Origin of the sequence: Pseudomonas prosekii (genome assembly GCF_900105155.1) — a bacterium.
Taxonomy (GTDB): Bacteria; Pseudomonadota; Gammaproteobacteria; order Pseudomonadales; family Pseudomonadaceae; genus Aquipseudomonas; species Aquipseudomonas prosekii.
Genome location: NZ_LT629762.1, coordinates 1,415,395 through 1,440,884, shown reverse-complemented (window position 1 = coordinate 1,440,884; position 25,490 = coordinate 1,415,395). Strand labels below are relative to the sequence as shown.

At 59.0% G+C, this 25,490-nt stretch carries 24 protein-coding genes; 22 read left to right on the top strand and 2 right to left on the bottom strand.

Annotation, left to right across the window (positions count from 1 at the left end; all coding sequences use genetic code 11):
* Nucleotides 1-36 precede the first annotated feature (36 nt).
* From BLU01_RS06720 to ispD, 14 genes are all read left to right on the top strand, one after another.
* Nucleotides 37-540, top strand: a complete 504-nt coding sequence (locus BLU01_RS06720) for an OmpH family outer membrane protein (RefSeq protein WP_092272436.1) — start codon at nt 37-39, stop codon at nt 538-540.
* A 3-nt stretch (nt 541-543) separates the two neighbouring features.
* The gene (gene lpxD / locus BLU01_RS06715) at nt 544-1,599 is read left to right on the top strand and encodes a UDP-3-O-(3-hydroxymyristoyl)glucosamine N-acyltransferase (protein WP_092272433.1); all 1,056 of its coding nucleotides are present in this window, start codon (nt 544-546) and stop codon (nt 1,597-1,599) included.
* 108 nt (nt 1,600-1,707) lie between these two features.
* Complete coding sequence (gene fabZ, locus BLU01_RS06710) at nt 1,708-2,148, top strand: 3-hydroxyacyl-ACP dehydratase FabZ (RefSeq protein ID WP_017336708.1); 441 nt, start codon at nt 1,708-1,710, stop codon at nt 2,146-2,148.
* The gene (lpxA, locus tag BLU01_RS06705) at nt 2,145-2,921 is read left to right on the top strand and encodes an acyl-ACP--UDP-N-acetylglucosamine O-acyltransferase (protein WP_092272430.1); all 777 of its coding nucleotides are present in this window, start codon (nt 2,145-2,147) and stop codon (nt 2,919-2,921) included. Before fabZ ends, lpxA begins: the two co-directional genes overlap by 4 nt.
* A gap of 2 nt (nt 2,922-2,923) precedes the next feature.
* Nucleotides 2,924-4,054, top strand: coding sequence for a lipid-A-disaccharide synthase (gene lpxB, locus BLU01_RS06700; protein ID WP_092272427.1), 1,131 nt, complete (start codon nt 2,924-2,926; stop codon nt 4,052-4,054).
* 11 nt (nt 4,055-4,065) lie between these two features.
* Nucleotides 4,066-4,692 carry a ribonuclease HII gene (rnhB, locus tag BLU01_RS06695; protein WP_167370466.1) on the top strand — a complete coding sequence of 209 codons (627 nt, stop codon included), beginning with the start codon at nt 4,066-4,068 and terminating at the stop codon, nt 4,690-4,692.
* Nucleotides 4,693-4,768: 76 nt separating this feature from the next.
* Nucleotides 4,769-8,290 (top strand): DNA polymerase III subunit alpha, encoded by a 3,522-nt coding sequence (gene dnaE / locus BLU01_RS06690; RefSeq protein ID WP_092272422.1) that lies wholly within the window; start codon nt 4,769-4,771, stop codon nt 8,288-8,290.
* A 140-nt stretch (nt 8,291-8,430) separates the two neighbouring features.
* On the top strand, nt 8,431-9,378 hold the full coding sequence (locus BLU01_RS06685; RefSeq protein ID WP_092272419.1) for an acetyl-CoA carboxylase carboxyltransferase subunit alpha: 948 nt from the start codon (nt 8,431-8,433) through the stop codon (nt 9,376-9,378).
* 120 nt (nt 9,379-9,498) lie between these two features.
* Complete coding sequence (gene tilS / locus BLU01_RS06680; RefSeq protein WP_092272415.1) at nt 9,499-10,812, top strand: tRNA lysidine(34) synthetase TilS; 1,314 nt, start codon at nt 9,499-9,501, stop codon at nt 10,810-10,812.
* Nucleotides 10,813-11,086: 274 nt separating this feature from the next.
* Nucleotides 11,087-12,718, top strand: coding sequence for a CTP synthase (locus BLU01_RS06675; protein ID WP_092272412.1), 1,632 nt, complete (start codon nt 11,087-11,089; stop codon nt 12,716-12,718).
* Between the two features lie 5 nt (nt 12,719-12,723).
* Nucleotides 12,724-13,569: a 3-deoxy-8-phosphooctulonate synthase gene (gene kdsA, locus BLU01_RS06670; RefSeq protein WP_092272409.1), complete on the top strand. Its 846-nt coding sequence runs from the start codon at nt 12,724-12,726 to the stop codon at nt 13,567-13,569.
* Nucleotides 13,570-13,725: 156 nt separating this feature from the next.
* Nucleotides 13,726-15,015 (top strand): phosphopyruvate hydratase, encoded by a 1,290-nt coding sequence (eno, locus tag BLU01_RS06665; protein ID WP_010462792.1) that lies wholly within the window; start codon nt 13,726-13,728, stop codon nt 15,013-15,015.
* Nucleotides 15,016-15,204: 189 nt separating this feature from the next.
* A complete protein-coding gene (ftsB, locus tag BLU01_RS06660) occupies nt 15,205-15,483 on the top strand; it encodes a cell division protein FtsB (RefSeq protein WP_008028992.1) in 279 nt (92 codons plus the stop codon).
* Nucleotides 15,480-16,187, top strand: a complete 708-nt coding sequence (gene ispD / locus BLU01_RS06655) for a 2-C-methyl-D-erythritol 4-phosphate cytidylyltransferase (protein ID WP_092272406.1) — start codon at nt 15,480-15,482, stop codon at nt 16,185-16,187. Before ftsB ends, ispD begins: the two co-directional genes overlap by 4 nt.
* Nucleotides 16,188-16,312: 125 nt before the next feature.
* On the opposite strand, the gene BLU01_RS06650 is transcribed toward ispD, so the two are convergent.
* Nucleotides 16,313-17,209 carry a LysR substrate-binding domain-containing protein gene (locus BLU01_RS06650; protein ID WP_092272403.1) on the bottom strand — a complete coding sequence of 299 codons (897 nt, stop codon included), beginning with the start codon at nt 17,207-17,209 and terminating at the stop codon, nt 16,313-16,315.
* A 118-nt stretch (nt 17,210-17,327) separates the two neighbouring features.
* Between BLU01_RS06650 and BLU01_RS06645 the strand changes: the two genes are divergently transcribed.
* The 8 genes from BLU01_RS06645 to rpoS all read left to right on the top strand — a co-directional run bounded on the left by BLU01_RS06645 (nt 17,328) and on the right by rpoS (nt 24,544).
* Nucleotides 17,328-18,440, top strand: a complete 1,113-nt coding sequence (locus BLU01_RS06645) for an S-(hydroxymethyl)glutathione dehydrogenase/class III alcohol dehydrogenase (protein ID WP_092272399.1) — start codon at nt 17,328-17,330, stop codon at nt 18,438-18,440.
* A gap of 90 nt (nt 18,441-18,530) precedes the next feature.
* Nucleotides 18,531-19,376: an S-formylglutathione hydrolase gene (gene fghA, locus BLU01_RS06640; RefSeq protein ID WP_092272396.1), complete on the top strand. Its 846-nt coding sequence runs from the start codon at nt 18,531-18,533 to the stop codon at nt 19,374-19,376.
* Between the two features lie 43 nt (nt 19,377-19,419).
* The gene (ispF, locus tag BLU01_RS06635; RefSeq protein WP_092272393.1) at nt 19,420-19,893 is read left to right on the top strand and encodes a 2-C-methyl-D-erythritol 2,4-cyclodiphosphate synthase; all 474 of its coding nucleotides are present in this window, start codon (nt 19,420-19,422) and stop codon (nt 19,891-19,893) included.
* Nucleotides 19,890-20,948 (top strand): tRNA pseudouridine(13) synthase TruD, encoded by a 1,059-nt coding sequence (gene truD, locus BLU01_RS06630; protein ID WP_092272390.1) that lies wholly within the window; start codon nt 19,890-19,892, stop codon nt 20,946-20,948. Before ispF ends, truD begins: the two co-directional genes overlap by 4 nt.
* Nucleotides 20,936-21,685 (top strand): 5'/3'-nucleotidase SurE, encoded by a 750-nt coding sequence (gene surE, locus BLU01_RS06625; protein WP_092272386.1) that lies wholly within the window; start codon nt 20,936-20,938, stop codon nt 21,683-21,685. Before truD ends, surE begins: the two co-directional genes overlap by 13 nt.
* Before the next feature lie 41 nt (nt 21,686-21,726).
* Nucleotides 21,727-22,362, top strand: coding sequence for a protein-L-isoaspartate(D-aspartate) O-methyltransferase (locus tag BLU01_RS06620; RefSeq protein ID WP_177327881.1), 636 nt, complete (start codon nt 21,727-21,729; stop codon nt 22,360-22,362).
* A 211-nt stretch (nt 22,363-22,573) separates the two neighbouring features.
* On the top strand, nt 22,574-23,431 hold the full coding sequence (locus BLU01_RS06615) for a peptidoglycan DD-metalloendopeptidase family protein (protein ID WP_092272381.1): 858 nt from the start codon (nt 22,574-22,576) through the stop codon (nt 23,429-23,431).
* 105 nt (nt 23,432-23,536) lie between these two features.
* Nucleotides 23,537-24,544, top strand: coding sequence for an RNA polymerase sigma factor RpoS (gene rpoS / locus BLU01_RS06610; protein ID WP_092272378.1), 1,008 nt, complete (start codon nt 23,537-23,539; stop codon nt 24,542-24,544).
* A gap of 481 nt (nt 24,545-25,025) precedes the next feature.
* On the opposite strand, the gene fdxA is transcribed toward rpoS, so the two are convergent.
* Nucleotides 25,026-25,349, bottom strand: a complete 324-nt coding sequence (fdxA, locus tag BLU01_RS06605) for a ferredoxin FdxA (RefSeq protein WP_064393166.1) — start codon at nt 25,347-25,349, stop codon at nt 25,026-25,028.
* Nucleotides 25,350-25,490: the final 141 nt, after the last annotated feature.

The window sequence follows — 25,490 nt, the reverse complement described above, 5'->3', positions numbered from 1 at the left end:
CCAAGATAACGACAATGGATTTTGTAGGAGTGCATCGTGCGTAAGTTGACTCAATTGGTTCTCCTGGCGACCGTACTGGTTGCAGGCCCGGCTTTTGCCGACATGAAAATCGCCGTTCTGAATTATCAGATGGCTCTGCTCGAATCCGACGCGGCGAAAAAATACGCCGTCGACGCCGAGAAGAAGTTCGGCCCACAGCTGAGCAAACTGAAAACCCTGGAAAGCAGTGCCAAAGGTATTCAGGACCGTCTGGTTGCCGGTGGCGACAAGATGCAGCAAGGCGAGCGTGAGCGTCTGGAGCTTGAATTCAAGCAAAAGGCCCGCGACTTCCAGTTCCAGTCCAAGGAACTGAACGAAGCCAAAGCCGTGGCTGACCGTGAAATGCTGAAGCAGCTGAAGCCGAAACTGGACAGCGCTGTGGAAGAAGTCATCAAGAAAGGTGCTTTTGACCTGGTCTTCGAGCGTGGCGCAGTGATTGATGTCAAACCTCAGTACGACATCACTCGCCAGGTTATCGAGCGCATGAATCAGCTGAAGTAATCCATGACAGCGACTATAAAGCTCGGCCAATTGGCCGAGTTCCTCGGCGCCACCCTGAGTGGCGACGCGGAGAAGGAAATTACTGGGCTAGCCACTTTGCAAGAGGCTGGCCCAGCTCAGTTGAGCTTTCTGGCAAATCCTCAATACCGTAAATACCTCGCGGACAGCAAGGCTGCAGCACTGTTGCTGAAGGCTGCTGATGCCGAAGGTTTTGCCGGTAACGTGCTGATCGTGCCTGACCCGTATCTGGCGTACGCGCGCATCTCCCATCTGTTCGACCCCAAACCCAAAGCGGCTGCCGGTGTTCATCCGACGGCAGTGATTGCGGCGGACGCGGTGGTTGACCCGGCGGCGAGCATCGGTGCGTTTGCGGTGATTGAAAGCGGCGCGCGGATTGCGGCGGGTGTCACCGTTGGCGCGCATTGCTTCATCGGTGCTCGCTGCGAGATTGGCGAGGGCGGTTGGCTGGCTCCGCGGGTCACGCTGTACCACGACGTGCGCATTGGCAAACGCGTGGTGATTCAGTCGGGCGCCGTGCTCGGTGGCGAAGGTTTTGGTTTCGCCAACGAGAAAGGCGTCTGGCAGAAGATCGCGCAGATTGGCGGCGTGCTGGTTGGTGACGACGTCGAGATTGGCGTCAACACCGCTATCGATCGCGGGGCGCTGGCCGATACCGTGCTGGGCAATGGTGTGAAGCTCGACAACCAGATCCAGATTGCTCACAACGTCCAGATCGGTGATCACACCGCCATGGCGGCGTGCGTGGGCATCTCCGGCAGCACCAAGATCGGCAAGCATTGCATGCTCGCCGGCGGTGTCGGGCTGGTGGGGCATATCGAGATTTGCGACAACGTTTTCCTGACCGGGATGACCATGGTGACCCACTCGATTACCGAGCCGGGTTCCTATTCTTCCGGGACAGCCATGCAACCGGCTGCCGAGTGGCGCAAAAGCGCGGCACGCATCCGTCAGCTCGATGACATCGCGAGGCGTCTGCGACAGCTGGAAAAGCGTGTAGGGGAAGTGACCCCTGGCAATAATGCTTCATCAGATGGCTGATACCATTTCCATATCAAGTGTGCACAGCCGCTAGACTGCCTCCTTGATTTGCTAGAGGGGTGCGCGTCAGTCGCGCGCTCCCAATCTTTACATAGGCTTCCCCCCGAAATGATGGACATCAACGAGATTCGCGAATACCTGCCTCACCGTTACCCGTTCCTGCTGGTGGACCGGGTCGTGGAACTGGATGTGGAAGGCAAGCGCATTCGCGCCTACAAGAATGTCAGCATCAACGAACCGTTCTTCAATGGTCACTTCCCTGCGCATCCAATCATGCCGGGCGTACTGATCATCGAAGCAATGGCTCAGGCTGCCGGTATCCTTGGCTTCAAAATGCTCGACGTGAAGCCCGCTGACGGCACGCTTTACTACTTCGTCGGCTCCGACAAGCTGCGTTTTCGCCAGCCTGTCACCCCCGGCGATCAGTTGATCCTCGAAGCCCGTTTCATCAGCTGCAAGCGCCAGATCTGGAAGTTCGAATGCCAGGCTTCGGTCGACGGCAAACCAGTCTGCTCCGCTGAAATCATCTGCGCGGAACGCAAACTATGAGTTTGATTGACCCTCGCGCAATCATCGATCCGACAGCCGTACTGGCTGAGGGTGTCGAGGTCGGCCCATGGTCGATCGTCGGCGCAGGTGTGGAAATCGGCGAGGGGACAGTGATCGGGCCGCATGTAATTCTCAAAGGCCCGACCCGCATCGGCAAGCACAACCGCATTTACCAGTTTTCCTCGGTAGGTGAGGACACGCCCGATCTGAAATACAAGGGTGAAGAAACCCGCCTGGTCATCGGTGACCACAATGTCATCCGCGAAGGCGTGACGATTCACCGTGGCACCGTGCAGGACCGCGCCGAAACCACGCTGGGTGATCACAACCTGGTGATGGCCTACGCGCACATTGGTCACGACAGCGTGATCGGCAACCACTGCATCCTGGTCAACAACACCGCGTTGGCCGGCCATGTGCACGTTGACGACTGGGCGATCCTCTCCGGTTTCACCCTGGTTCACCAGTATTGCCACATCGGCGCCCACAGCTTTTCCGGTATGGGCACCGCCATCGGCAAAGACGTTCCCGCGTATGTCACGGTGTTCGGCAACCCTGCCGAAGCCCGCAGCATGAACTTCGAAGGCATGCGCCGTCGCGGTTTCAGCGAGGACGCCATCCACGCCTTGCGTCGCGCCTACAAGGTGGTTTACCGCCAGGGCCTGACGGTTGACCAGGCGCTCGCCGAACTGTCCGAACCTTCGGCACAGTTCCCGGAAGTCGCGGTATTCCGTGATTCCATCCAGTCTTCGACTCGCGGCATCACTCGTTAATCATGGCTAATTTGCGTATTGCGCTGGTAGCGGGTGAGGCTTCCGGTGACATTCTGGGCGCCGGTTTGATGCGTGCTCTCAAGGCACAGCACCCGGCGGTGGAGTTCATTGGCGTCGGTGGCCCGTTGATGCAGGCCGAAGGCCTGACCTCGTACTTCCCGATGGAACGGCTGTCGGTCATGGGCCTGGTGGAAGTGCTGGGCCGATTGCGCGAGTTGCTCGCGCGGCGCAAGAAACTGGTCGCCGACCTGATCGCCGAGAAACCGGACGTGTTCATCGGCATCGATGCGCCGGACTTCAACCTCAATATCGAACTGAAGCTGCGTCAGGCCGGGATCAAAACCGTGCATTACGTCAGCCCGTCGGTCTGGGCGTGGCGGCAAAAGCGCGTGCTGAAGATTCGCGAAGGCTGCGACTTGATGCTGACGCTGTTCCCGTTCGAAGCCAAATTCTACGAAGAGAAGGGCGTGCCAGTGCGCTTCGTCGGGCACTCGCTGGCCGATGCGATTCCGCTGCAAGCCGATCGCGCCGCCGCGCGCGCCGAACTCGGTTTACCGGACGGGCCGCTAGTGGCGCTGATGCCGGGCAGTCGCGGCGGTGAAGTCGGGCGTCTCGGTGCGCTGTTCCTCGATACCGCCCAGCGTCTGCGCGCGTTGCGTCCCGGCGTGCGTTTCGTGGTGCCGTGCGCCAACCCCGAGCGCCGCGCGCAGCTCGAAGAACTGCTGGCCGGGCGAGATCTGCCGCTGACGTTGCTCGACGGCAAATCCCATCTGGCGCTGGCGGCCTGCGACGCAGTGTTGATCGCTTCCGGCACGGCGACGCTTGAAGCGTTGCTGTACAAACGACCGATGGTCGTTGCGTATCGCTTGGCGCCGCTGACGTTCTGGATTCTCAAGCGCATGGTCAAAAGTCCTTACGTCTCGCTGCCCAACTTGCTCGCCCAGCGCCTGTTGGTCCCGGAGTTGTTACAGGACGATGCAACGGTCGAAGCGCTGGCCCAGACCTTGTCGCCATTGATCGAGGGCGGCGAAGAGCAGACTCGCGGTTTCGACGAGATCCACCGCACCCTTCGTCTGGACGCCTCCAACCAGGCGGCGGACGCCGTGCTGAAACTGATCGGCGAAATACAATGAGTAAGACAAGCATGCAAATGGGGCTGGATTTCACTTTGGTCGCAGAAGCCGTGGATTTGGTTGCCGGTGTCGACGAAGTCGGTCGCGGCCCGCTGTGCGGCGCCGTGGTCACCGCTGCGGTGATCCTTGATCCGATGCGACCGATCCTCGGCCTCAATGATTCGAAGAAGCTCACCGAAGCGCGCCGCGAAAAGCTCTACGACGAAATCTGCGAGAAAGCGCTGAGTTGGTGCATCGCCCGCGCTGAAGTCGAAGAAATCGACGAACTGAACATCCTCCACGCCACCATGCTGGCGATGCAGCGCGCCATCGAAGGCCTGCACATTCAGCCGAAACTGGCGATGATCGACGGCAACCGCTGCCCTAAATTGTCGATGCGCGCCGAAGCGGTGGTGCAGGGCGACGGCAAGGTCCCGGCAATTGCTGCGGCATCGATTCTCGCCAAAGTCAGCCGCGACCGCGAGATGGCCGCGTTCGAATTGATCTACCCGGGTTACGGAATGGGCGGCCACAAAGGCTACCCGACGCCCGTTCATCTGGAAGCGCTGGCCCGTCTCGGACCGACGCCGATTCACCGACGCTCGTTCGCCCCGGTGCGCATGGCGTACGAGGCGCGCGAAAACCTGATTGTGATTTAGTCGCAAGGCTGATGTTTTTTCCAAGGCCCGGTACAATCCGGGCCTTGCTGTTTTCATGACATAACGCAGGATCACCATGCCGGCTTCATTCGTTCACCTACGCCTGCACACTGAATATTCCCTGGTCGACGGTCTGGTGCGGATCAAACCGCTGGTCAAGACCCTGGTCGGCATGAACATGCCTGCCGTTGCGGTCACCGACCAGAACAACATGTGTTCGCTGGTCAAATTCTATAAAGCGGCCATGGGCGCAGGCATCAAGCCGATCTGCGGCGCCGACCTGTGGCTGTCGAACAAGGATCCGGACAACGCGCTGAGCCGGATCAGCCTGCTGGCGATGAATGGCGTCGGTTATCGCAACCTCACTGAACTGATCTCGCGCGGTTTTATCGACGGTCAGCGCAATGGCTCGATCATCATCGAGCGCGAGTGGGTGGCCGAAGCGAGCGAAGGCTTGATCATGCTGTCGGCGGCGAAGGAGGGCGAGATCGGCCTGGCCATGCTCGGCGGCAACCCGGCCGAAGCGGAAAAACTCGCGCGGGAATGGATGGCGGTGTTCCCGGACCGTTTTTACCTGGAAATCCAGCGCACCAGTCGCCCCAATGACGAAGAACAATTGCACGGCGCCGTGGCCCTGGCCGAGAAAATCGGCGCGCCGCTGGTGGCGACCAACGATGTGCGCTTTATCAAGCAGGAAGATTTCGAGGCGCACGAAACCCGCGTCTGCATCGGTGAGGGCCGCGCCCTCGACGATCCGCGGCGTTCGAAGAATTACAGCGATCAGCAATACCTCAAAAGTGCCGAGGAAATGGCTGAGCTGTTCAGCGACATTCCCGAGGCGCTGGCCAACACGGTCGAGATCGCCAAGCGCTGCAACATCGAAGTGAAGCTCGGCAAGCACTTCCTGCCCAACTTCCCGATCCCCGATGGCATGACCATCGATGAGTATTTCCGCAAGGTGTCCTTCGATGGCCTGGAAGATCGCCTCAGCGTGCTGCTGCCCAAGGACACCACCGAAGACTACGAAACCAAACGTCAGGTCTACGTTGATCGGCTGAATTTCGAGCTGGATATCATCATCCAGATGGGCTTCCCCGGTTACTTCCTGATCGTTATGGACTTTATCCAGTGGGCCAAAAGCAACGGCGTGCCGGTGGGGCCGGGGCGTGGATCGGGTGCCGGGTCGCTGGTGGCCTATGTGCAGAAGATTACCGACCTCGATCCGCTGGAATATGACCTGCTGTTCGAACGTTTCCTGAACCCGGAACGGGTCTCGATGCCCGACTTCGACGTCGACTTCTGCATGGATGGCCGGGACCGCGTAATCGAATACGTGGCCGAAAAATACGGTCGCAACGCGGTCAGCCAGATCATCACCTTCGGTTCGATGGCGGCCAAGGCTGTGGTCCGCGACGTGGCGCGGGTGCAGGGCAAGTCCTACGGCCTGGCGGATCGCCTGTCGAAGATGATTCCGTTCGAAGTCGGCATGACCCTGGAAAAAGCCTACGAGCAGGAAGAAATCCTCCGCGACTTCATCAAGGTCGATGAAGAAGCCGCGGAAATCTGGGACATGGCGCGCAAGCTCGAAGGCGTTGTGCGTAACGTCGGTAAACACGCCGGTGGTGTGGTTATCGCGCCGACCAAACTGACTGACTTCTCACCGATTTATTGCGACGAGGCCGGCGACGGTCTGGTAACCCAGTTCGACAAGGATGACGTCGAGGCGGCCGGCCTGGTGAAGTTCGACTTCCTCGGTCTGCGAACGCTGACGGTCATCGACTGGGCGCTGAAAACCATCAACCGCGACCGCGCCAAAGTCGATCAGCCGCCGCTGGACATTGCGTTCATTCCGCTGGATGACAAACCGACTTACCAGTTGCTGCAAAAGGCTGAAACAACCGCGGTGTTCCAGCTTGAGTCGCGCGGCATGAAAGAGCTGATCAAAAAGCTCAAGCCCGACTGCCTGGAAGACTTGATCGCACTGGTCGCCCTGTTCCGTCCGGGCCCGCTGCAATCGGGCATGGTTGACGACTTTATCAACCGTAAGCACGGTCGCGCCGAGCTGGCGTATCCGCACTCGGATTATCAATACGAAGGCCTCAAGCCAGTATTGGCGCCGACTTACGGCATCATCCTGTATCAAGAACAGGTGATGCAGATCGCGCAGGTCATGGCCGGTTACACCCTCGGCGGTGCAGACATGCTGCGTCGCGCCATGGGTAAGAAAAAACCCGAAGAAATGGCCAAGCAGCGCGGCGGTTTTATTGAAGGTTGCAAGACCAACAATATCGAAGCCGACCTTGCCGGTAACATTTTCGACCTGGTGGAAAAATTCGCCGGTTACGGTTTCAACAAGTCTCACTCCGCCGCTTATGGTCTGGTGTCGTACCAGACGGCTTGGCTGAAAACCCATTACCCGGCGCCGTTCATGGCTGCTGTACTGTCGGCGGACATGCACAACACCGACAAGGTCGTGACCTTGATCGAAGAAATTCGCACCATGAAGCTGCGTCTCGACGCGCCGGATGTGAATACTTCGGAATTCAAGTTCACGGTGAACGACGAGGGCCGGATCATCTATGGCCTCGGCGCGATCAAGGGTGTCGGCGAAGGTCCGGTGGAAGCGATCACCGAGGCGCGTCAGGACGGGCCGTTCAAGGACTTGTTCGACTTCTGCGCGCGGGTCGACCTCAAACGCATCAACAAACGTACCCTCGACGGTCTGATCCGCAGCGGTGCGCTGGATCGTCTGGGGCCGTACTTCCATGACGAAACCAAAGCCTATCAGGCCAACATCGACCGCAATCGCGCGGTGTTGCTGAACGCAATGGAAGGCGCGATCAAAGCCGCCGAGCAGACCGCGCGCACCCACGACAGCGGCCACGCCGACCTGTTTGGCGGGTTGTTCGTCGAGGCAGACGCCGACGTTTATGCCAACCACCGCAAGGCCAAGGAGCTGACGCTCAAGGAGCGCCTGAAAGGTGAGAAAGACACCTTGGGCCTGTACCTGACCGGTCACCCGATTGACGAATACGAAGGCGAGATTCGCCGTTTTGCTCGGCAGCGCATCATCGACCTGAAACCGGCGCGCGACACCCAGACCGTCGCCGGCATGATCATCGCCCTGCGGGTGATGAAGAACAAAAAGGGCGACAAGATGGGTTTCATCACCCTCGACGACCGCTCCGGCCGAATCGAAGCGTCGCTGTTTGCCGAAGCCTTCCATTCCGCGCAGTCGCTGTTGCAGACCGACGCGATGGTGGTGGTCGAAGGCGAAGTCAGCAACGATGACTTCTCCGGCGGTTTGCGCTTGCGGGTCAAACGCGTGATGAGCATGGAAGATGCGCGGACCAACCTCGCTGAAAGCCTGCGCCTGAAGCTGCACACCAAGGATTTGAAAGGCGATCAGCTACGCTGGTTGGGTGAATTGTTCAAGCGTCACCGCGGCGCGTGCCCGATCACCATGGAATACACCAGCCCCGATGCGAAGGCCTTGCTGCAGTTCGGCGAGACCTGGCGGATCGACCCGGCGGATGCGTTGATTCAAGCCTTGCGTGACCAGTTCGGGCGAGACAACGTCTTCCTCCAATACCGTTGACGGTCAGGCGCGCTGAAGGCTGCCTGATCTCGACCTGAATTTTTAATCTCGACCTGAACGCGCCTCTCCCTTAAGGTAGGGCGCGAATAGACAACCGGCCGGCCCAAGCTCTCTTGGAAGTCGACCCAAGACGGACGCCTATGAACCCGAATTTTCTAGATTTCGAACAGCCGATCGCCGACCTGCAAGCCAAGATCGAAGAGTTGCGCTTGGTCGGTAATGACAATTCGCTGAATATCGGCGATGAGATCTCCCGCCTGCAGGACAAGAGCAGCACCTTGACCGAAGACATCTTCGGCAAGCTGACCAGCTGGCAGATCGCGCGCCTGGCGCGTCACCCGAAACGTCCGTACACCCTGGACTACATCGAGCACATCTTCACTGAGTTCGATGAGTTGCACGGCGACCGTCACTTCTCCGACGACGCTGCCATTGTGGGCGGTATCGCGCGTCTGAACGATGAGCCGGTGATGATCATCGGTCACCAGAAGGGCCGCGAAGTGCGCGAGAAAGTTCGCCGCAACTTTGGCATGCCACGTCCGGAAGGCTATCGCAAAGCGTGCCGCCTGATGGAAATGGCCGAACGTTTCAAAATGCCGATCCTGACCTTCATCGATACCCCGGGCGCCTACCCTGGCATCGACGCCGAAGAGCGCAACCAGAGCGAAGCGATTGCCTGGAACCTGCGTGTCATGGCGCGTTTGAAGACGCCGATCATCGCCACCGTCATCGGTGAAGGTGGTTCTGGCGGTGCTTTGGCGATTGGTGTTTGCGATCAACTGAACATGCTGCAGTACTCGACCTACGCGGTGATTTCGCCGGAAGGTTGCGCATCGATTCTGTGGAAAACCGCAGAGAAGGCACCGGATGCTGCTGAAGCGATGGGCATCACTGCCGAGCGCCTGAAAGGCCTGGGCATCGTTGATAAGGTCATCGGCGAACCACTGGGCGGCGCGCATCGCGATCCAGCGGCTGCTGCGGCTTCGATCCGTGCCGAGCTGAGCTCGCAATTGGCGATGTTGAAGGGCTTCGACACCGAAGCGCTGCTGACCCGCCGTTATGAGCGCTTGATGAGCTACGGCCTCTAAGCCGAGCACTCGCTCTTGTAGGAGCAAGGCTTGCCCGCGAAGGGGGCGCTTCGGTTTAATGACCGACCGCGTTATCGTTCATCGCGAGCAAGCTCGGCTCCTACAGGTTTTGGTGTACTCATGACACTTGGCGCAGTACTTCTAGGGCAGCTCGCCCCATGGCGCAACACCGCACACTGGCGCATCGCGTTCTCCGGCGGACTCGATTCCACCGTCCTGCTGCACCTTCTCGCCAATCTCGCAAAATCCCACTCCCTGCCGGCGCTCAGCGCCCTGCATGTCCACCACGGTTTGCAACCGGCGGCTGATGCGTGGCCGGCGCATTGTCAGGCTGTCTGCGATGGCTTGGGGGTGCCGCTGAAAATCGTGCGCGTGCAGGTTCAGCCCGGTGCCAGCCTGGAACGTGCCGCGCGGGAGGCGCGTTATGGCGCTTTCATTGAGGCGACGCATTGCAACGACGTGTTGCTGACCGCCCAGCACCGTGACGATCAGGCTGAAACCTTGCTGTTTCGTCTGTTGCGTGGCGCCGGTGTGAGAGGGCTGTCGGCTATGCCGAGCCAGCGAGCGCTGGGTCACGGGCAGCTGCTTCGGCCGCTGCTCAACGTCAGCCGCGCCGAACTCGAAACCTATGCCCGCGCGCATCAATTGCGCTGGATCGAGGACCCGTCGAATCAGGATCGCCAGTTCTCGCGCAATTACTTGCGCCACCAAGTGTTGCCGAGCCTGACCGAGCGCTGGCCGCAAGCCCAGGCGACCATGGCCCGCAGCGCTGGCCATCTGCGCGAGGCGCAGGAACTGCTTGATGAGTTGGCGCAGATTGATCTCGCCGCAGCCGCTGGCAGCAATGAGTTTGCGTGGCTGGGATTGCCGTCGCTGGAACTGGCGTCGCTGCAAAAGCTTTCCGCCGCCCGTCAACGCAATGCTTTGAGCTGTTGGTTGAACCAGCGCACGCGCATGCCCGACAGCGACCATTGGTCGGGATGGGAGGATCTTCGCGACGCTACCGGCGATGCGCGTCCGATCTGGCGATTGGCCGACGGTGAATTGCATCGCAGCGCTGGGCGCATCTGGTGGTTATCCGGCCCGTGGCTGCGCGCGCCGTCGATGGTTGCGAGCTGGTCAAATCCCGAATCATCTTTGATGTTGCCGGATAACGGCCTGCTGACTTTGAGCGGGCAGATCCCTGGCGGACCGCTGCACATTCGCTATCGTCAGGGCGGCGAAGTCATGCATCTGCCCGAGCGCGGCCATCGCGACCTGAAGCGTTTGCTTAATGAACGGGGCGTACCGTCATTCGTGCGTGGCAGATTGCCGCTGCTCTATCGCGCCGACCAACTGCTTGCAGTGGCGGGGTTGCGGGGGTTGAACGGGGAGGCGGGCGAGGGCTGGAATTTACATTGGCAGCCGCCGAGCGAAGATCAAGGTTTGAGCTGATAGGGGCTTTCCGGTAGACTACGCTCCCTTCTTGATACAACTTCTGTGGATTCGCCTGAATTGCAGGAGTTGCCGATTACCAAGCAGTCTTTGCTGGGCGATTCCAAAAAATGTGTAGCGAGCAACGCACCGGAGTTTCATCTCCCGGTCTGTCACAACGCGGCGGTTTTTTTGAAAGGTGCACTGTGATTAATGCAGGTGATCGGGGGCTTCGGCCTTCCTTCGCTTTCCCCGGCGGCTCGGACCGCTTTAACGCAGACTTCTAGGGTTTTTCATGACGCGCTACATATTCGTCACGGGCGGTGTTGTTTCTTCATTGGGGAAAGGCATTGCCTCGGCTTCATTGGCGGCCATCCTGGAGGCGCGGGGACTTAAGGTCACCATGCTGAAGCTGGACCCGTACATCAACGTTGACCCGGGCACCATGAGCCCGTTCCAGCACGGTGAAGTGTTCGTCACCCACGACGGCGCCGAGACTGACCTGGACCTGGGCCACTACGAGCGGTTCATCCGCACGACCATGACCCAGAACAACAACTTCACCACTGGCCGTGTCTACGAACACGTGCTGCGCAAAGAGCGCCGTGGTGATTACCTGGGCGCGACCATTCAGGTGATCCCGCACATCACCGACGAAATCAAGCGCCGCATCATCAAGGGCGCCGGCGACGCTGACGTGGCGATGGTCGAGATCGGTGGCACCGTCGGTGACATCGAGTCGCAACCGTTCCTCGAAGCCATTCGTCAATTGCGTTTCGAAGTCGGCGCCAAGCGCGCGATGCTGATGCACCTGACGCTGGTGCCGTACATCGCCACTGCCGGCGAAACCAAAACCAAGCCAACCCAGCACTCGGTCAAGGAACTGCGTTCCATCGGCCTGCAGCCTGACGTGCTGGTGTGCCGCTCCGATCACCCGATCGACATCTCGTCGCGTCGCAAGATCGCCCAGTTCACCAACGTTGAAGAACGTGCGGTGATTGCGCTGGAAGACGCCGACACCATCTACAAGATCCCGGGCATCCTGCACTCGCAAGGCCTGGACGATTTTGTTGTCGAGCGTTTCGGCCTGCAATGTGGCGGCGCCGATCTGTCCGAGTGGGAAGCCGTGGTCGACGCCAAGCTCAACCCTGAGCACGAAGTCACCATCGCCATGGTCGGCAAGTACATGGAGCTGCTGGACGCCTACAAGTCGCTGATCGAAGCGATGAGTCACGCCGGCATCAGCAACCGCACCAAGGTCAACCTGCGCTACATCGATTCCGAAGACATCGAAAACCAGGGTACCGCCCTGCTCGAAGGTGTCGACGCGATCCTAGTACCGGGCGGCTTCGGTCTGCGCGGCGTGGAAGGCAAGATCACCGCCGTGCAATACGCTCGCGAAAACAAGGTTCCGTACCTCGGCATCTGCCTCGGCATGCAAGTGGCGGTCATCGAGTTCGCACGTAACGTGCTGGGCTGGAAAGACGCCAACTCCACCGAGTTCGATCGCGCCAGCGGTCACCCGGTCGTGGGCCTGATCACCGAGTGGGAAGATGCCACCGGCGCGGTCGAAACCCGTACCGAAGCGTCCGATCTGGGCGGCACCATGCGTCTCGGCGCACAGGATTGCCTGCTGGAGCCGGGTTCGCTGGTTCACGATTGCTACGCCAAAGACGTGATCGTCGAACGTCACCGTCATCGTTACGAAGTGAACAACAACCTGCTGCCGCAAATCATGGAAGCCGGCCTGAAAATCTCCGGTCGTTCCGGTGATGGCGCGTTGGTTGAAGTGGTCGAAGCACCGGATCATCCTTGGTTCGTCGCTTGCCAGTTCCACCCGGAGTTCACCTCGACACCGCGCGACGGTCACCCGTTGTTCACCGGTTTCGTTAAAGCAGCGTTGACTCAACACCAGAAGAAGGCTTGATTCCAATGGCGCAGAAGATCATCCGTGTAGGCGATATCGAGATTGCCAACGACAAGCCAATGGTGCTTTTCGGTGGCATGAACGTGCTGGAAAGCCGCGACATGGCGATGCAGGTCTGCGAAGAGTACGTAAAGGTTACCGAGAAACTCGGTATCCCTTACGTGTTCAAGGCCAGTTTCGACAAGGCTAACCGTTCCTCCGTGACCTCTTACCGTGGCCCCGGCCTGGAAGAGGGCATGCGCATTTTCCAGGACATCAAGCAAGCCTTCGGCGTGCCGATCATCACCGACGTCCACGAGCCTGAGCAGGCTGCGGTCGTCGCTGAAGTCTGCGACATCATTCAGTTGCCGGCCTTCCTGTCGCGCCAGACCGACCTCGTGGTCGCGATGGCCAAGACTGGCGCGGTGATCAACATCAAGAAAGCCCAGTTCCTTGCGCCGCACGAGATGAAACACATCCTGAGCAAGTGCGTGGAAGCGGGTAATGATCAGTTGATCCTCTGCGAACGCGGTTCGAGCTTCGGCTACAACAATCTGGTCGTCGACATGCTCGGCTTCGGCATCATGAAGCAGTTCGAATACCCGGTGTTCTTCGACGTGACTCACGCGCTGCAAATGCCTGGTGGTCGTTCCGATTCCGCTGGCGGGCGTCGCGCCCAGGTCACCGATCTGGCCAAGGCCGGCATCAGCCAGTCGCTGGCGGGTCTGTTCCTCGAAGCCCACCCGGATCCGGACAATGCCAAATGCGACGGCCCTTGCGCCTTGCGCCTGGACAAACTGGAGCCATTCCTGGCCCAGCTCAAAGCGTTGGACGAACTGGTTAAGAGTTTTCCGACGGTAGAAACCGCGTAAACCTCTTTTCTCCGGTAAAGTACCGCACGATTTAATGTTCAGGCCCTCGGGCCTGAGCCTTATCGTCCGCAAGACTGCCCGCTGCACATCACTTGCCGACGGTAAAAGATTTCCTCTAGCTGCGTCGTTTTCGTCAACTTTGGAGTGTTTACAACAATGGCAAAAATCGTCGACATCAAAGGTCGTGAAGTTCTCGACTCCCGTGGCAATCCCACCGTCGAAGCGGACGTGCTTCTCGATAACGGCATCATCGGTAGCGCTTGCGCGCCGTCCGGTGCTTCCACTGGCTCGCGTGAAGCACTCGAGCTGCGTGATGGCGACAAGAGCCGTTACCTGGGCAAAGGTGTACTCAAAGCCGTAGCCAACATCAACGGTCCGATTCGTGACCTGCTGTTGGGTACCGATCCAAGCGACCAGAAAGCCCTCGATCACGCGATGATCAAGCTCGACGGCACTGAAAACAAAGGTTCCCTGGGCGCCAACGCGATCCTCGCCGTTTCCCTGGCCGCGGCCAAGGCAGCAGCACAGGACCAGGACCTGCCGCTGTACGCTCACATCGCCAACCTGAACGGCACGCCGGGTGTTTACTCGATGCCGGTGCCGATGATGAACATCATCAACGGTGGCGAACACGCCGATAACAACGTCGACATCCAGGAATTCATGGTTCAGCCGGTTGGCGCCAAGTCTTTCTCGGAAGGTCTGCGCATGGGCACCGAGATTTTCCATCACTTGAAAGCTGTGCTGAAGGCCCGTGGCCTGAGCACTGCAGTTGGTGACGAAGGTGGTTTCGCGCCGAACCTGGCGTCCAACGAAGACGCTTTGAAAGTGATCTCCGAAGCCGTGGCCAACGCCGGTTACAAGCTGGGCACCGACGTGACCCTGGCACTGGACTGCGCGGCCAGCGAATTCTACGAAGACGGCAAATACAACCTGTCCGGCGAAGGCCAGGTGTTCACCGCTGAAGGTTTCGCTGATTACCTGAAAGGCCTGACCGAACGTTATCCGATCATCTCGATCGAAGATGGCCTGGATGAGTCCGACTGGGCTGGCTGGAAGATCCTCACCGACAAGATCGGCGAGAAGACCCAATTGGTAGGCGACGACCTGTTCGTGACCAACACCAAGATCCTCAAGGAAGGCATCGATAAAAAGATCGCCAACTCGATCCTGATCAAGTTCAACCAGATCGGCACTCTGACCGAAACCCTGGAAGCCATCCAGATGGCCAAGGCTGCCGGTTACACCGCCGTGATCTCGCACCGCTCCGGCGAAACCGAAGATTCGACCATTGCCGACCTGGCCGTGGGCACTGCGGCTGGCCAGATCAAGACCGGTTCGCTGTGCCGTTCCGATCGCGTGTCCAAGTACAACCAACTGCTGCGTATCGAAGAGCAGTTGAATGGCAAAGCCAAGTACAACGGTCGCAGCGAATTCCGCGGTTGAGCTGTACGTGGTAAAAAGCGCTACACGGTAAAAAGGTATGGGATTGTGTCGAAATAAGTCGCGACAGCGATGGATTTGCCACTAATCTGATGTCTCAAGAGCACAAGCCTGGGTCTTCCAGGCTTCGTGCTATCAGAAGCTTCATAGTTTTGGCATGGCTGTCTTTTTTCACTGGATACCTGATATTCGATGCGCAGTCCCAATTGGTTGTTCCTCGTCTTGCTCCTGCTGCTGGCTGGCCTGCAATATCGCCTGTGGGTGGGAAATGGCAGCCTGGCGCAAGTGGCCGAGCTGACTCAGCAGATCGCAGATCAACACGCTGAGAACGAAGGCTTGCTGGAGCGCAATCGGGTGATGGACGCCGAAGTCAGTGAGTTGAAGAAAGGCATGGAGACCGTTGAAGAGCGAGCTCGTCATGAGTTGGGCATGGTCAAGGACGGTGAAACCCTTTACCAGTTGGCTCAATGATCCAGTCGTTACCGGCCTTCTGGGCCGTGATTCCTGCCGCGGGCGTCGGTGCCCGAATGGCTGCGGACCGTCCCAAGCAATACCTGCAACTGGGCGGCCGAACAATTCTCGAACACAGCCTCGGCTGTTTCCTTGACCATCCTTGCCTGAAAGGCCTGGTGGTCAGTCTTGCTGTTGATGATCCTTATTGGCCAAACCTGGCCTGTGCTGACGATGCGCGGATTCAGCGCGTCGACGGCGGCGTCGAGCGTTCCGCTTCGGTGCTTAATGCCTTGCTGCATTTGCACGCGTTGGGTGCCGACGAAGAAGACTGGGTGTTGGTGCACGACGCTGCGCGGCCCAATCTGGCGCGCGATGACCTGGACAAATTGCTCGGTGAACTGGCCGATGATGCGGTCGGTGGCTTGCTCGCAGTGCCGGCGCGGGACACGCTGAAACGCGTCGACAAGCACGGGCGCGTGGTTGAAACCGTGGATCGCAGTGTGATCTGGCAAGCGTATACGCCGCAGATGTTTCGCCTCGGCGCGCTGCATCGGGCGTTGGCTGACAGTCTGGTGGCGGATGCCGTTATCACTGACGAAGCGTCGGCGATGGAGTGGGTGGGTCTGGCACCACGCTTGATTGAAGGGCGCTCGGATAACCTCAAGGTTACGCGGCCGGAAGATCTGGAATGGTTGCGGTTACGTTGGGCTAATCGCCGCTGAGTTTTTTGTTGACTGGCCTGCCGCCATCGCGAGCAAGCTCGCTCCCACAGTGGATTTGAGTTCGACGCGTAACCCCTGTGGGAGCGAGCTTGCTCGCGATGGCGGTGGTTCGGTCAACACATCACTCAGACCCGATACTCCGGCCGCTCAGCCAACCCTTCCTTCAAATAATCCACCAACTTCCTAACCTTCGGCGACAGATGCCGTTGCTGTGGATACAGCGCCCACACCGCGGTATTCGGCGGTTGATGCGCTTCCAGTAACGAAATCAATTCGCCGCTTTTCAAATGCTCCAGCACGTAATAATCCGGCAACTGACACAACCCCACGCCCAACAGCGCCGCATCCAGCACCGCTTGCCCACTGTTGCAACGCCAGTTGCCCTGCACTCGCTGGGAAAATTCGCGGCCGTTCTGTTCCAGTTGCCACAGATCCGAACTGCCGATCAGGCAATTGTGCCGACTCAATTCCGACAAACTGTGTGGGCGACCATACCGTTCCACGTAGGACGGTGACGCGCACAGGTACATGCGGCGCGGCGCCAAGCGTGCGGCCACCAGTCGGGAGTCCTGCAAGCGACCGAGGCGGATCGCCAGATCGAGGCCTTCATGCACCAGATCGAGTTGGCGATTGCTCAGCTCGATGTCGATCCGCAGTTGCGGATACAGCGCCATGAACCGTGTCACCAGCGGCACGATAAAGCGCTCGCCGTAAGCCACCGCGCAAGTCATGCGCAGCATGCCTTTGGGCTCGCTGGTCAGATCGCCGACCGCACGCAGCGCTTCTTCGCGGCCATCCTGCAAACGCTGGCAATGTTGCAGGAAGGTTTGCCCGGCTTCAGTCAGCGTCACTCGGCGCGTGCTGCGATACAGCAATCGCGTCTGAAGTCGTTCTTCCAGACGTACGATTTGTCGACTGACATGCGAGGAAGAAACCCCAAGACGCTCCGCAGCAGCGGTGAACTGGCTGCATTCGGCAACGGCGACAAATTCGTCGATCCCTTCCCAACGATTCTCAGACATCGTTGATTATCCCTGTACGGCAATAATATTTTGCATTTGGCCCGATTATTCATCGTTCGGCCATGTATTACACTCCTGTTCTTGTTTTTTTATTCATTGGATTCTCTGGAGAGTCAGCATGATCAAGTCGCGCGCCGCCGTAGCCTTCGAGGCGAAGAAACCCCTTGAGATCGTTGAAGTCGATGTCGCCATGCCGAAGGCCGGTGAAGTTCTGCTTCGCGTCGTGGCTTCCGGGGTTTGCCACACCGACGCTTACACCTTGTCCGGCGCCGACCCGGAAGGCATCTTCCCGTCGATCCTCGGCCACGAAGGTGGCGCCGTGGTTGAAGCCATCGGCGAAGGCGTGACCTCGGTTGCGGTGGGCGATCATGTGATTCCGCTGTACACCCCGGAATGCCGCCAGTGCAAATTCTGCCTGTCGGGCAAAACCAACCTGTGCCAAGCGATTCGCTCGACCCAGGGCAAAGGCCTGATGCCGGATGGCACCACGCGCTTTTCCTACAAGGGTCAGCCAATTTTCCACTACATGGGCACCTCGACCTTCTCCGAGTACACCGTGCTCCCGGAAATCTCCGTTGCGAAGATTCCGAAAGAAGCGCCACTGGAAAAAGTCTGCCTGCTCGGCTGCGGTGTCACCACCGGCATCGGCGCGGTGCTCAATACCGCCAAGGTCAAACCGGGTGACACCGTGGCTATTTTTGGCCTCGGCGGCATTGGCCTGTCAGCAGTCATCGGCGCTGCCAAAGCCAAGGCTGGGCGGATTATCGCGATCGACATCAACCCGGAGAAATTCGAAATCGCCAAGCAATTGGGTGCGACCGATTGCGTCAACCCGAAAGACTTCGATCGTCCGATCCAGGAAGTCATCGTCGACATGACCGATGGCGGCGTCGACTTCTCCTTCGAATGCATCGGCAACGTGCAACTGATGCGTGCAGCCCTTGAGTGCTGCCACAAGGGTTGGGGCGAATCGGTGATCATCGGTGTCGCCGGTGCTGGCCAGGAAATCGCCACGCGTCCATTCCAACTGGTCACCGGGCGCGTCTGGCGCGGGTCGGCGTTCGGTGGCGTGCGCGGTCGTACCGAGTTGCCGAGCTATGTCGAAATGGCCGAAACCGGCGAGATCCCTCTGGATACTTTCATCACCCACACCATGGGCCTGGAAGATATCAACAAGGCATTCGACCTGATGCACGAAGGCAAGAGCATCCGTACCGTCATCCATTTCTAAAAACAGCGACAGGCCTCCCGCCAAAAGCTGCAAGCGAGCGCGCCTCGACTTGCAGCTTGAGGCGGGTGGCGTGCAACTGGGAGGATTCCCGTGAGCCTGGAAAACATCTCTTGCCAGAAAAGCTTCGGCGGCTGGCACAAGCGTTATCGGCACCGTTCCGAGGTGCTCGGTTGTGACATGGTGTTTGCCGTATACCTGCCGCCGCAAGCGGAGCAGGGCGGCAAGTTGCCGGTGCTGTACTGGTTGTCCGGTTTGACCTGCACCGACGAAAACTTCATGCACAAGGCTGGCGCGATGCGCATGGCCGCCGAGCTCGGGCTGATCATTGTTGCGCCGGACACCAGCCCGCGCGGCGCCGATGTGCCGGGCGATCCGGATGGCGCCTGGGATTTCGGCCTCGGTGCCGGTTTTTACCTGAATGCCACACAGGAACCCTGGTCGCGGCACTATCGGATGCATGATTACGTGGTGCAGGAATTGCCGGCACTGGTCGAAGCGCATTTCCCGGCATCGACCAAGCGCGGCATCAGCGGCCATTCCATGGGTGGCCACGGTGCGCTGGTCTGTGCGTTGCGCAATCCCGGGCGTTATCAGTCAGTGTCGGCGTTCTCGCCGATCAACAACCCGATGGATTGCCCTTGGGGTCAAAAGGCCTTCTCCCGCTACTTGGGCGAGGACCGTTCAAAGTGGCGTGAATGGGATGCCTGCGCGCTGATCGCCGAGGCCGACGAGAAGCTGCCGTTGCTGGTCGATCAGGGCGATCGCGACGATTTTCTCGCCACTCAACTCAAGCCTGAAGCCCTGCAGCATGCCGCGAAACTTGCCGGCCACCCGCTGACGTTGCGCCTGCAACCGGGCTACGACCACAGCTATTTCTTCATCGCCAGCTTCATTGACGATCACTTACAGCATCACGCACGCGCCCTAGCCGAGTAATGCGGGTAGAATCACGCCCTGACAAAAATCGGGGCGTTTTTTTATGCGTATTGGCCACGGCTATGATGTGCACCGTTTCGCTGAAGGCGATTTCATTACTCTGGGCGGCGTGCGCATTGCACACAGCTTCGGGCTGCTCGCTCATTCCGACGGTGACGTCCTGCTGCACGCCTTGAGCGATGCCTTGCTCGGCGCGGCTGCGTTGGGCGATATCGGCAAACATTTCCCGGACACCGACCCGACCTTCAAGGGCGCCGACAGCCGCGCGCTGTTGCGTCACGTGGTCGCGCTGATCCACGCCAAGGGCTGGAAAATCGGCAATGTCGATAACACCATCGTCGCCCAGGCCCCGAAAATGGCCCCGCATATCGAATCGATGCGCGCGCTGATTGCCGCGGATCTTCAAGTTGAGTTGGATCAAGTGAACGTGAAAGCTACCACCACCGAGAAGCTCGGCTTCGTCGGTCGCGAAGAAGGCATCGCCGTGCATTCCGTTGCCTTGTTGCTGCGCGCATGAACGAAGCGCAATTGCTCGGCCCGCGTGCGTATGGTGATGCCCTCGGCAGCGCCGTGCTGAAAGCCACGGCGGAAGATTTCCAGGTCGATGAAGTCCTCAATATTCCCCTGAGTGGCGACGGCGAACACCTGTGGATCTGGGTGGAAAAACGCGGTTTGAACACTGAAGAAGCGGCCCGGCGAATTGCCAAGGCTGCCGGCGTGCCGTTGCGCACCGTCAGTTACGCGGGGCTCAAGGACCGTCAGGCATTGACGCGCCAGTGGTTCAGCGTGCAACTGCCGGGCAAGGCTGACCCGGATCTGTCGGCGGCTGAAAACGACACGTTGAAGATCCTCAAGACCGGTCGGCATAAACGCAAACTGCAACGCGGTGCCCATTCGGCCAACGGTTTCACGTTGCGCCTGACGCAATTTGCCGGCGACAAAGCGGCGATCGAAGAGCGTCTGCAATTGATCGCCAAGCAGGGTATTCCCAATTATTTCGGCGCCCAGCGCTTTGGTTTTGACGGCGGCAACGTCGTTGATGCGCGTGCCTGGGCGGCGCGCAAAGCGTTGCCGGAACAGCGCAATGTGCGTTCGCGTCTGTTGTCCACGGCACGCAGTTTTCTCTTCAACCAAGTGTTGGCGGCGCGGGTTGCCGACGGTACCTGGCAGCGTGCGCAGGTCGGCGATCTGCTGGCCTTCACCGACAGCCGCAGTTTTTTTCCGGCGGGTGAGGCTGAATGCAGCGATCCGCGCCTGGCGATTCTTGACCTGCACCCGACCGGCCCGCAGTGGGGCGAAGGTGACTCGCCGACGACGGGCGCTGTCCATGAACTAGAGCAGGCAATCGCCAACCGCGAAGCAGACTTGCGCGACTGGTTGATTAACGCCGGTATGAGTCACGAACGCCGCATCCTGCGGCTGCCCATTGCTGGGTTGACGTGGCATTATCCCGAGCCTGACATTCTGCAACTGGAATTCGTCCTGCCGGCCGGATGCTTCGCCACCGTATTGGTGCGCGAACTCGTCGATCTGGTGCCGGTGGGGCAGACGGACAGCCCATGCGTATTCTGATTTCTAACGACGATGGGGTAACCGCACCCGGTCTCGCCGCGCTTTATGCTGCGCTGGCGGATTTCACCGAGTGCGTGGTTATCGCCCCGGACCAGGACAAAAGCGGCGCCAGCAGTTCGCTGACGCTCGACCGTCCGTTGCACCCGCAAACCCTCGCCAACGGCTTTATCAGCCTGAATGGCACACCGACCGATTGCGTGCACCTGGGCCTCAATGGCCTGCTGGAACGCGGTCCGGACATGGTGGTTTCGGGGATCAACCTCGGCGCCAACCTCGGTGACGACGTGTTGTATTCCGGCACGGTGGCGGCGGCCCTCGAAGGGCGCTTCCTCGAACGTCCTGCGTTTGCCTTTTCGCTGGTCTCACGGCAAGTGGAGAACCTTCCCACAGCCGCTTACTTTGCGCGCAAACTGGTCGAGGCTCACGCCGACCTCCAATTGCCACCGCGCACGGTACTCAACGTGAACATTCCCAACCTGCCGCTGGACCACATCCGCGGCATTCAACTGACCCGCCTCGGGCACCGCGCCCGCGCTGCCGCGCCGATGAAAGTGGTGGACCCACGCGGCAAGTCCGGTTACTGGATTGCCGCGGCCGGCGACGCCGAGGATGGCGGCCCGGGCACCGACTTTCATGCGGTGATGCAGGGCTATGTTTCAATCACTCCACTACAACTGGATCGCACCTTCAATGATGCCTTCAGAAGTCTCGATGGCTGGCTGGAGGGGCTGCACTAATGGGTCGTGAACAAGACGATATGCTCCGTCGCGGCATCGGCATGACCTCGCAACGTACCCGCGAGCGCTTGATTCAACGGTTGTACGAAGAGGGCATTTGCAACGCCAAAGTGCTGGAAGTCATCCGCCGCACGCCTCGTCATCTGTTCGTTGACGAAGCCTTGGCGCACCGCGCCTACGAAGATACCGCGCTGCCGATCGGCAACAACCAGACCATTTCCCAGCCTTATATGGTGGCGCGCATGAGCGAGCTGCTGCTGGAGGCCGGTCCGCTGGACAAGGTCATGGAGATCGGCACCGGCTCGGGTTATCAGACTGCTGTGTTGTCGCAACTGGTTGAGCGGGTGTTCTCGGTGGAGCGCATCAAGGTTTTGCAGGATCGAGCCAAGGAACGTCTGGTCGAACTCAACCTGCGCAACGTGGTGTTCCGCTGGGGCGATGGTTGGGAAGGCTGGCCGGCACTTGCGCCGTACAACGGCATTATCGTCACCGCCGTCGCCACTGATGTGCCGCAAGCGTTGCTCGATCAATTGGCTCCGGGCGGACGCCTGGTGATCCCGGTCGGCTCCGGCGAGGTCCAGCAATTGATGCTGATCATCCGTGAAGAACAGGGCTTTTCCAGACGTGTGCTGGGGGCGGTGCGCTTTGTGCCACTGCTCAACGGGCCGCTGGCCTGAGCATTTGTTCGGCGGCGCTGAATTCTCACAGATCGGCCGTGTCTTACAGCGGCGACGTTTGTTTAAACGGGATTCATCGGCGGGCAGCAAACGTGTGCGAGCGGTGAATTCGCTTCATTAAAGGTAAAGCCTGCATCGCCCGTTATACTTGCGACATTTCGTGCCGAAACACGGCAATCCATATTTTCAGCCACCACAAAGGGAGCGGCGGGTGAGTCTCACAGTCATTGCGCAGCGTATGGGTACAGCAAGCTTTCAGCGCCTGGTGACTGGCCTTGTCTTGAGCACGTTGCTGGTCGGTTGCTCCAGCACCAAGTCGAGCACCGTGGGCGTGGTCGATCGCAACAAATCGGTCAACCAGCGTCCGGCAGTGACCACCGGGCAATATGTCGTTCGACCAAAAGACACCTTGTTCTCGATCGCTTTTCGCTACGGCTGGGACTACAAAGCCCTCGCCGCACGGAACAATATTCCTACGCCGTATACGATCCATCCGGGTCAGACAATTCGCTTTGACGGTCGCGCCGGTTCAACGCCGCCGACGGTGTCGAGCTCGTCCACTTCAACGCCTTCCTCGACGTTGAAAACCACGGTAATCCGCCGCCAGCCGAATGGCGCAACGACCAGCACAGCGGTGGTTGCACCGTCCGTCGCGAGCAAGGTTCCGCTTGCTCCACTGCCTCCAGCGGGCCCAGCCCCGACCGGCTGGGGATGGCCATCTAATGGCATATTGATTGGTAAATTCTCTTCAAACGGTAGTTTGAATAAAGGAATTGATATCGCCGGGGATTTGGGACAGCCTGTTTTAGCTGCGTCTGATGGGACGGTGGTATACGCCGGGAGTGGCTTAAGGGGCTACGGCGAATTAGTCATCATCAAACACAGCGATACCTACGTCAGTGCCTACGGACATAACCGCAGGCTTTTGGTTCGGGAGGGACAGCAGGTCAAAGTCGGGCAGACAATTGCCGAAATGGGGTCAACGGGCACAGACCGGGTGAAACTGCATTTTGAGATTCGCCGCCAAGGTAAACCTGTAGATCCGCTGCAATTCCTGCCGCGTCGTTGATTTGTTGTCAGCCTGTTCCGTCACGTAGAGGGGACAGGCTTCAGCGCTGCCAAGGATAAAGGCGCCGCTTGAGCTTGAGGTCGAACTCACCAAAGGACTATAACAATGGCTCTCAGTAAAGAAGTGCCGGAGTTTGACATCGACGATGAGGTTCTCCTTATGGAGACCGGCATCGCCACGGAATCGATGTCGGACGATGAAGGGGCAGCTCCACCTTCCGTTCGTACTAAATCCAAACACTCCGCTTCGCTAAAGCAGCACAAGTACATCGACTACACACGGGCACTCGATGCTACGCAGCTGTATCTCAATGAAATCGGCTTTTCCCCTCTGCTTTCCCCGGAAGAAGAAGTGCATTTTGCCCGTTTGTCGCAAAGTGGCGATCCGGCTGGGCGCAAACGCATGATTGAAAGCAACTTGCGGCTGGTGGTGAAAATCGCCCGACGCTACGTCAATCGCGGCTTGTCGCTGCTGGACCTGATCGAAGAGGGCAACCTCGGTCTGATCCGCGCAGTGGAGAAATTTGACCCTGAACGCGGCTTCCGCTTCTCGACCTACGCAACCTGGTGGATTCGTCAAACCATCGAGCGCGCGATCATGAATCAGACCCGGACCATCCGGCTGCCGATTCATGTGGTCAAGGAACTCAACGTGTACCTGCGGGCTGCACGCGAGCTGACGCAAAAGCTCGATCACGAACCCTCACCCGAAGAAATCGCCAACCTGCTGGAGAAACCAGTGGGCGAGGTCAAGCGCATGCTGGGCTTGAACGAGCGGGTTTCTTCGGTCGACGTCTCGCTGGGTCCGGATTCGGATAAAACCCTGCTGGACACCCTTACTGACGATCGCCCGACCGATCCATGCGAACTGCTGCAGGACGATGACCTGTCCCAGAGCATTGATCAGTGGCTTTCGGAGCTGACCGACAAGCAACGCGAGGTGGTCATTCGCCGCTTCGGCCTGCGCGGTCACGAGAGCAGCACGCTTGAAGACGTGGGCCTGGAAATCGGTCTCACCCGGGAGCGGGTCAGGCAAATCCAGGTTGAAGGCCTCAAGCGACTTCGCGAGATTCTCGAGAAGAACGGCCTGTCGAGTGAGTCGCTGTTCCAATAAAGCGGTCATTCACTGGCAATGAAAAGCCCCGACTGGTTCGGGGCTTTTTGTTGTCGGCAGGAAACCACTGGATCGTAGACTCGTGCTGTAAGACTTCGCTTACTCTCTCGTAAGTGTTCGTTATTTTTACAGGTTGGCAGTTGGCGCTTTTGTTGGGTGTTGGTCTTTAACTAACTGAAAATTAAAGATATTTATTTTCATTAAGCTCATATGACAGCCCGAACCAGCTGCGCAGGCCGGTTGCCGATGTCAGGGATTTCTCTAGTATCTGAACTGTGTCGACGGACAGACACACCCTTCAAGGATGAGGGGAAAGGACATTGCAGGACGCAATTCATCAGGACGATGAAAAGGATTAAAGGGAATAAGGACGAAATGTGGGCGGGTCAAACCGCCCCTTTTTTTCGCCTGCAGAAAAGTCGTTTGCTGCTGGAAAAACAAAAAAGGCCCGCGAGGGGCCTTTTTCGAGAACGCGGGGCAATCAGCGTTCGAGATCCTTGATCTTGCCTTTGACGCCATCCCACTCTTCGGCATCGGGCAACGATTCTTTCTTCTCGGTGATGTTTGGCCAGATCTCGGCCAGATCAACGTTCAGCTGGATGAATTCCTGCATGTCTTCCGGGACTTCATCTTCAGAGAAAATGGCCACGGCCGGGCATTCCGGTTCGCACAGTGCGCAGTCGATGCACTCATCCGGGTGAATCACCAGGAAGTTCGGGCCTTCGTAAAAGCAGTCCACCGGACAGACTTCTACGCAGTCGGTGTACTTGCACTTGATGCAGTTGTCGGTGACGACGAAGGTCATTTCTAATTTTCTCCTCAGGCGGCGGCAGCGGAGCCCCTTCACGTTGGGGTCGCCAGGTTTGGGAGCGATAGTCTGCAGGCCGGCTAAACGCCTGCAGCATCCCAAACCGCGCGAGATTCTAACAGCTTGCAGGCAAGTGCG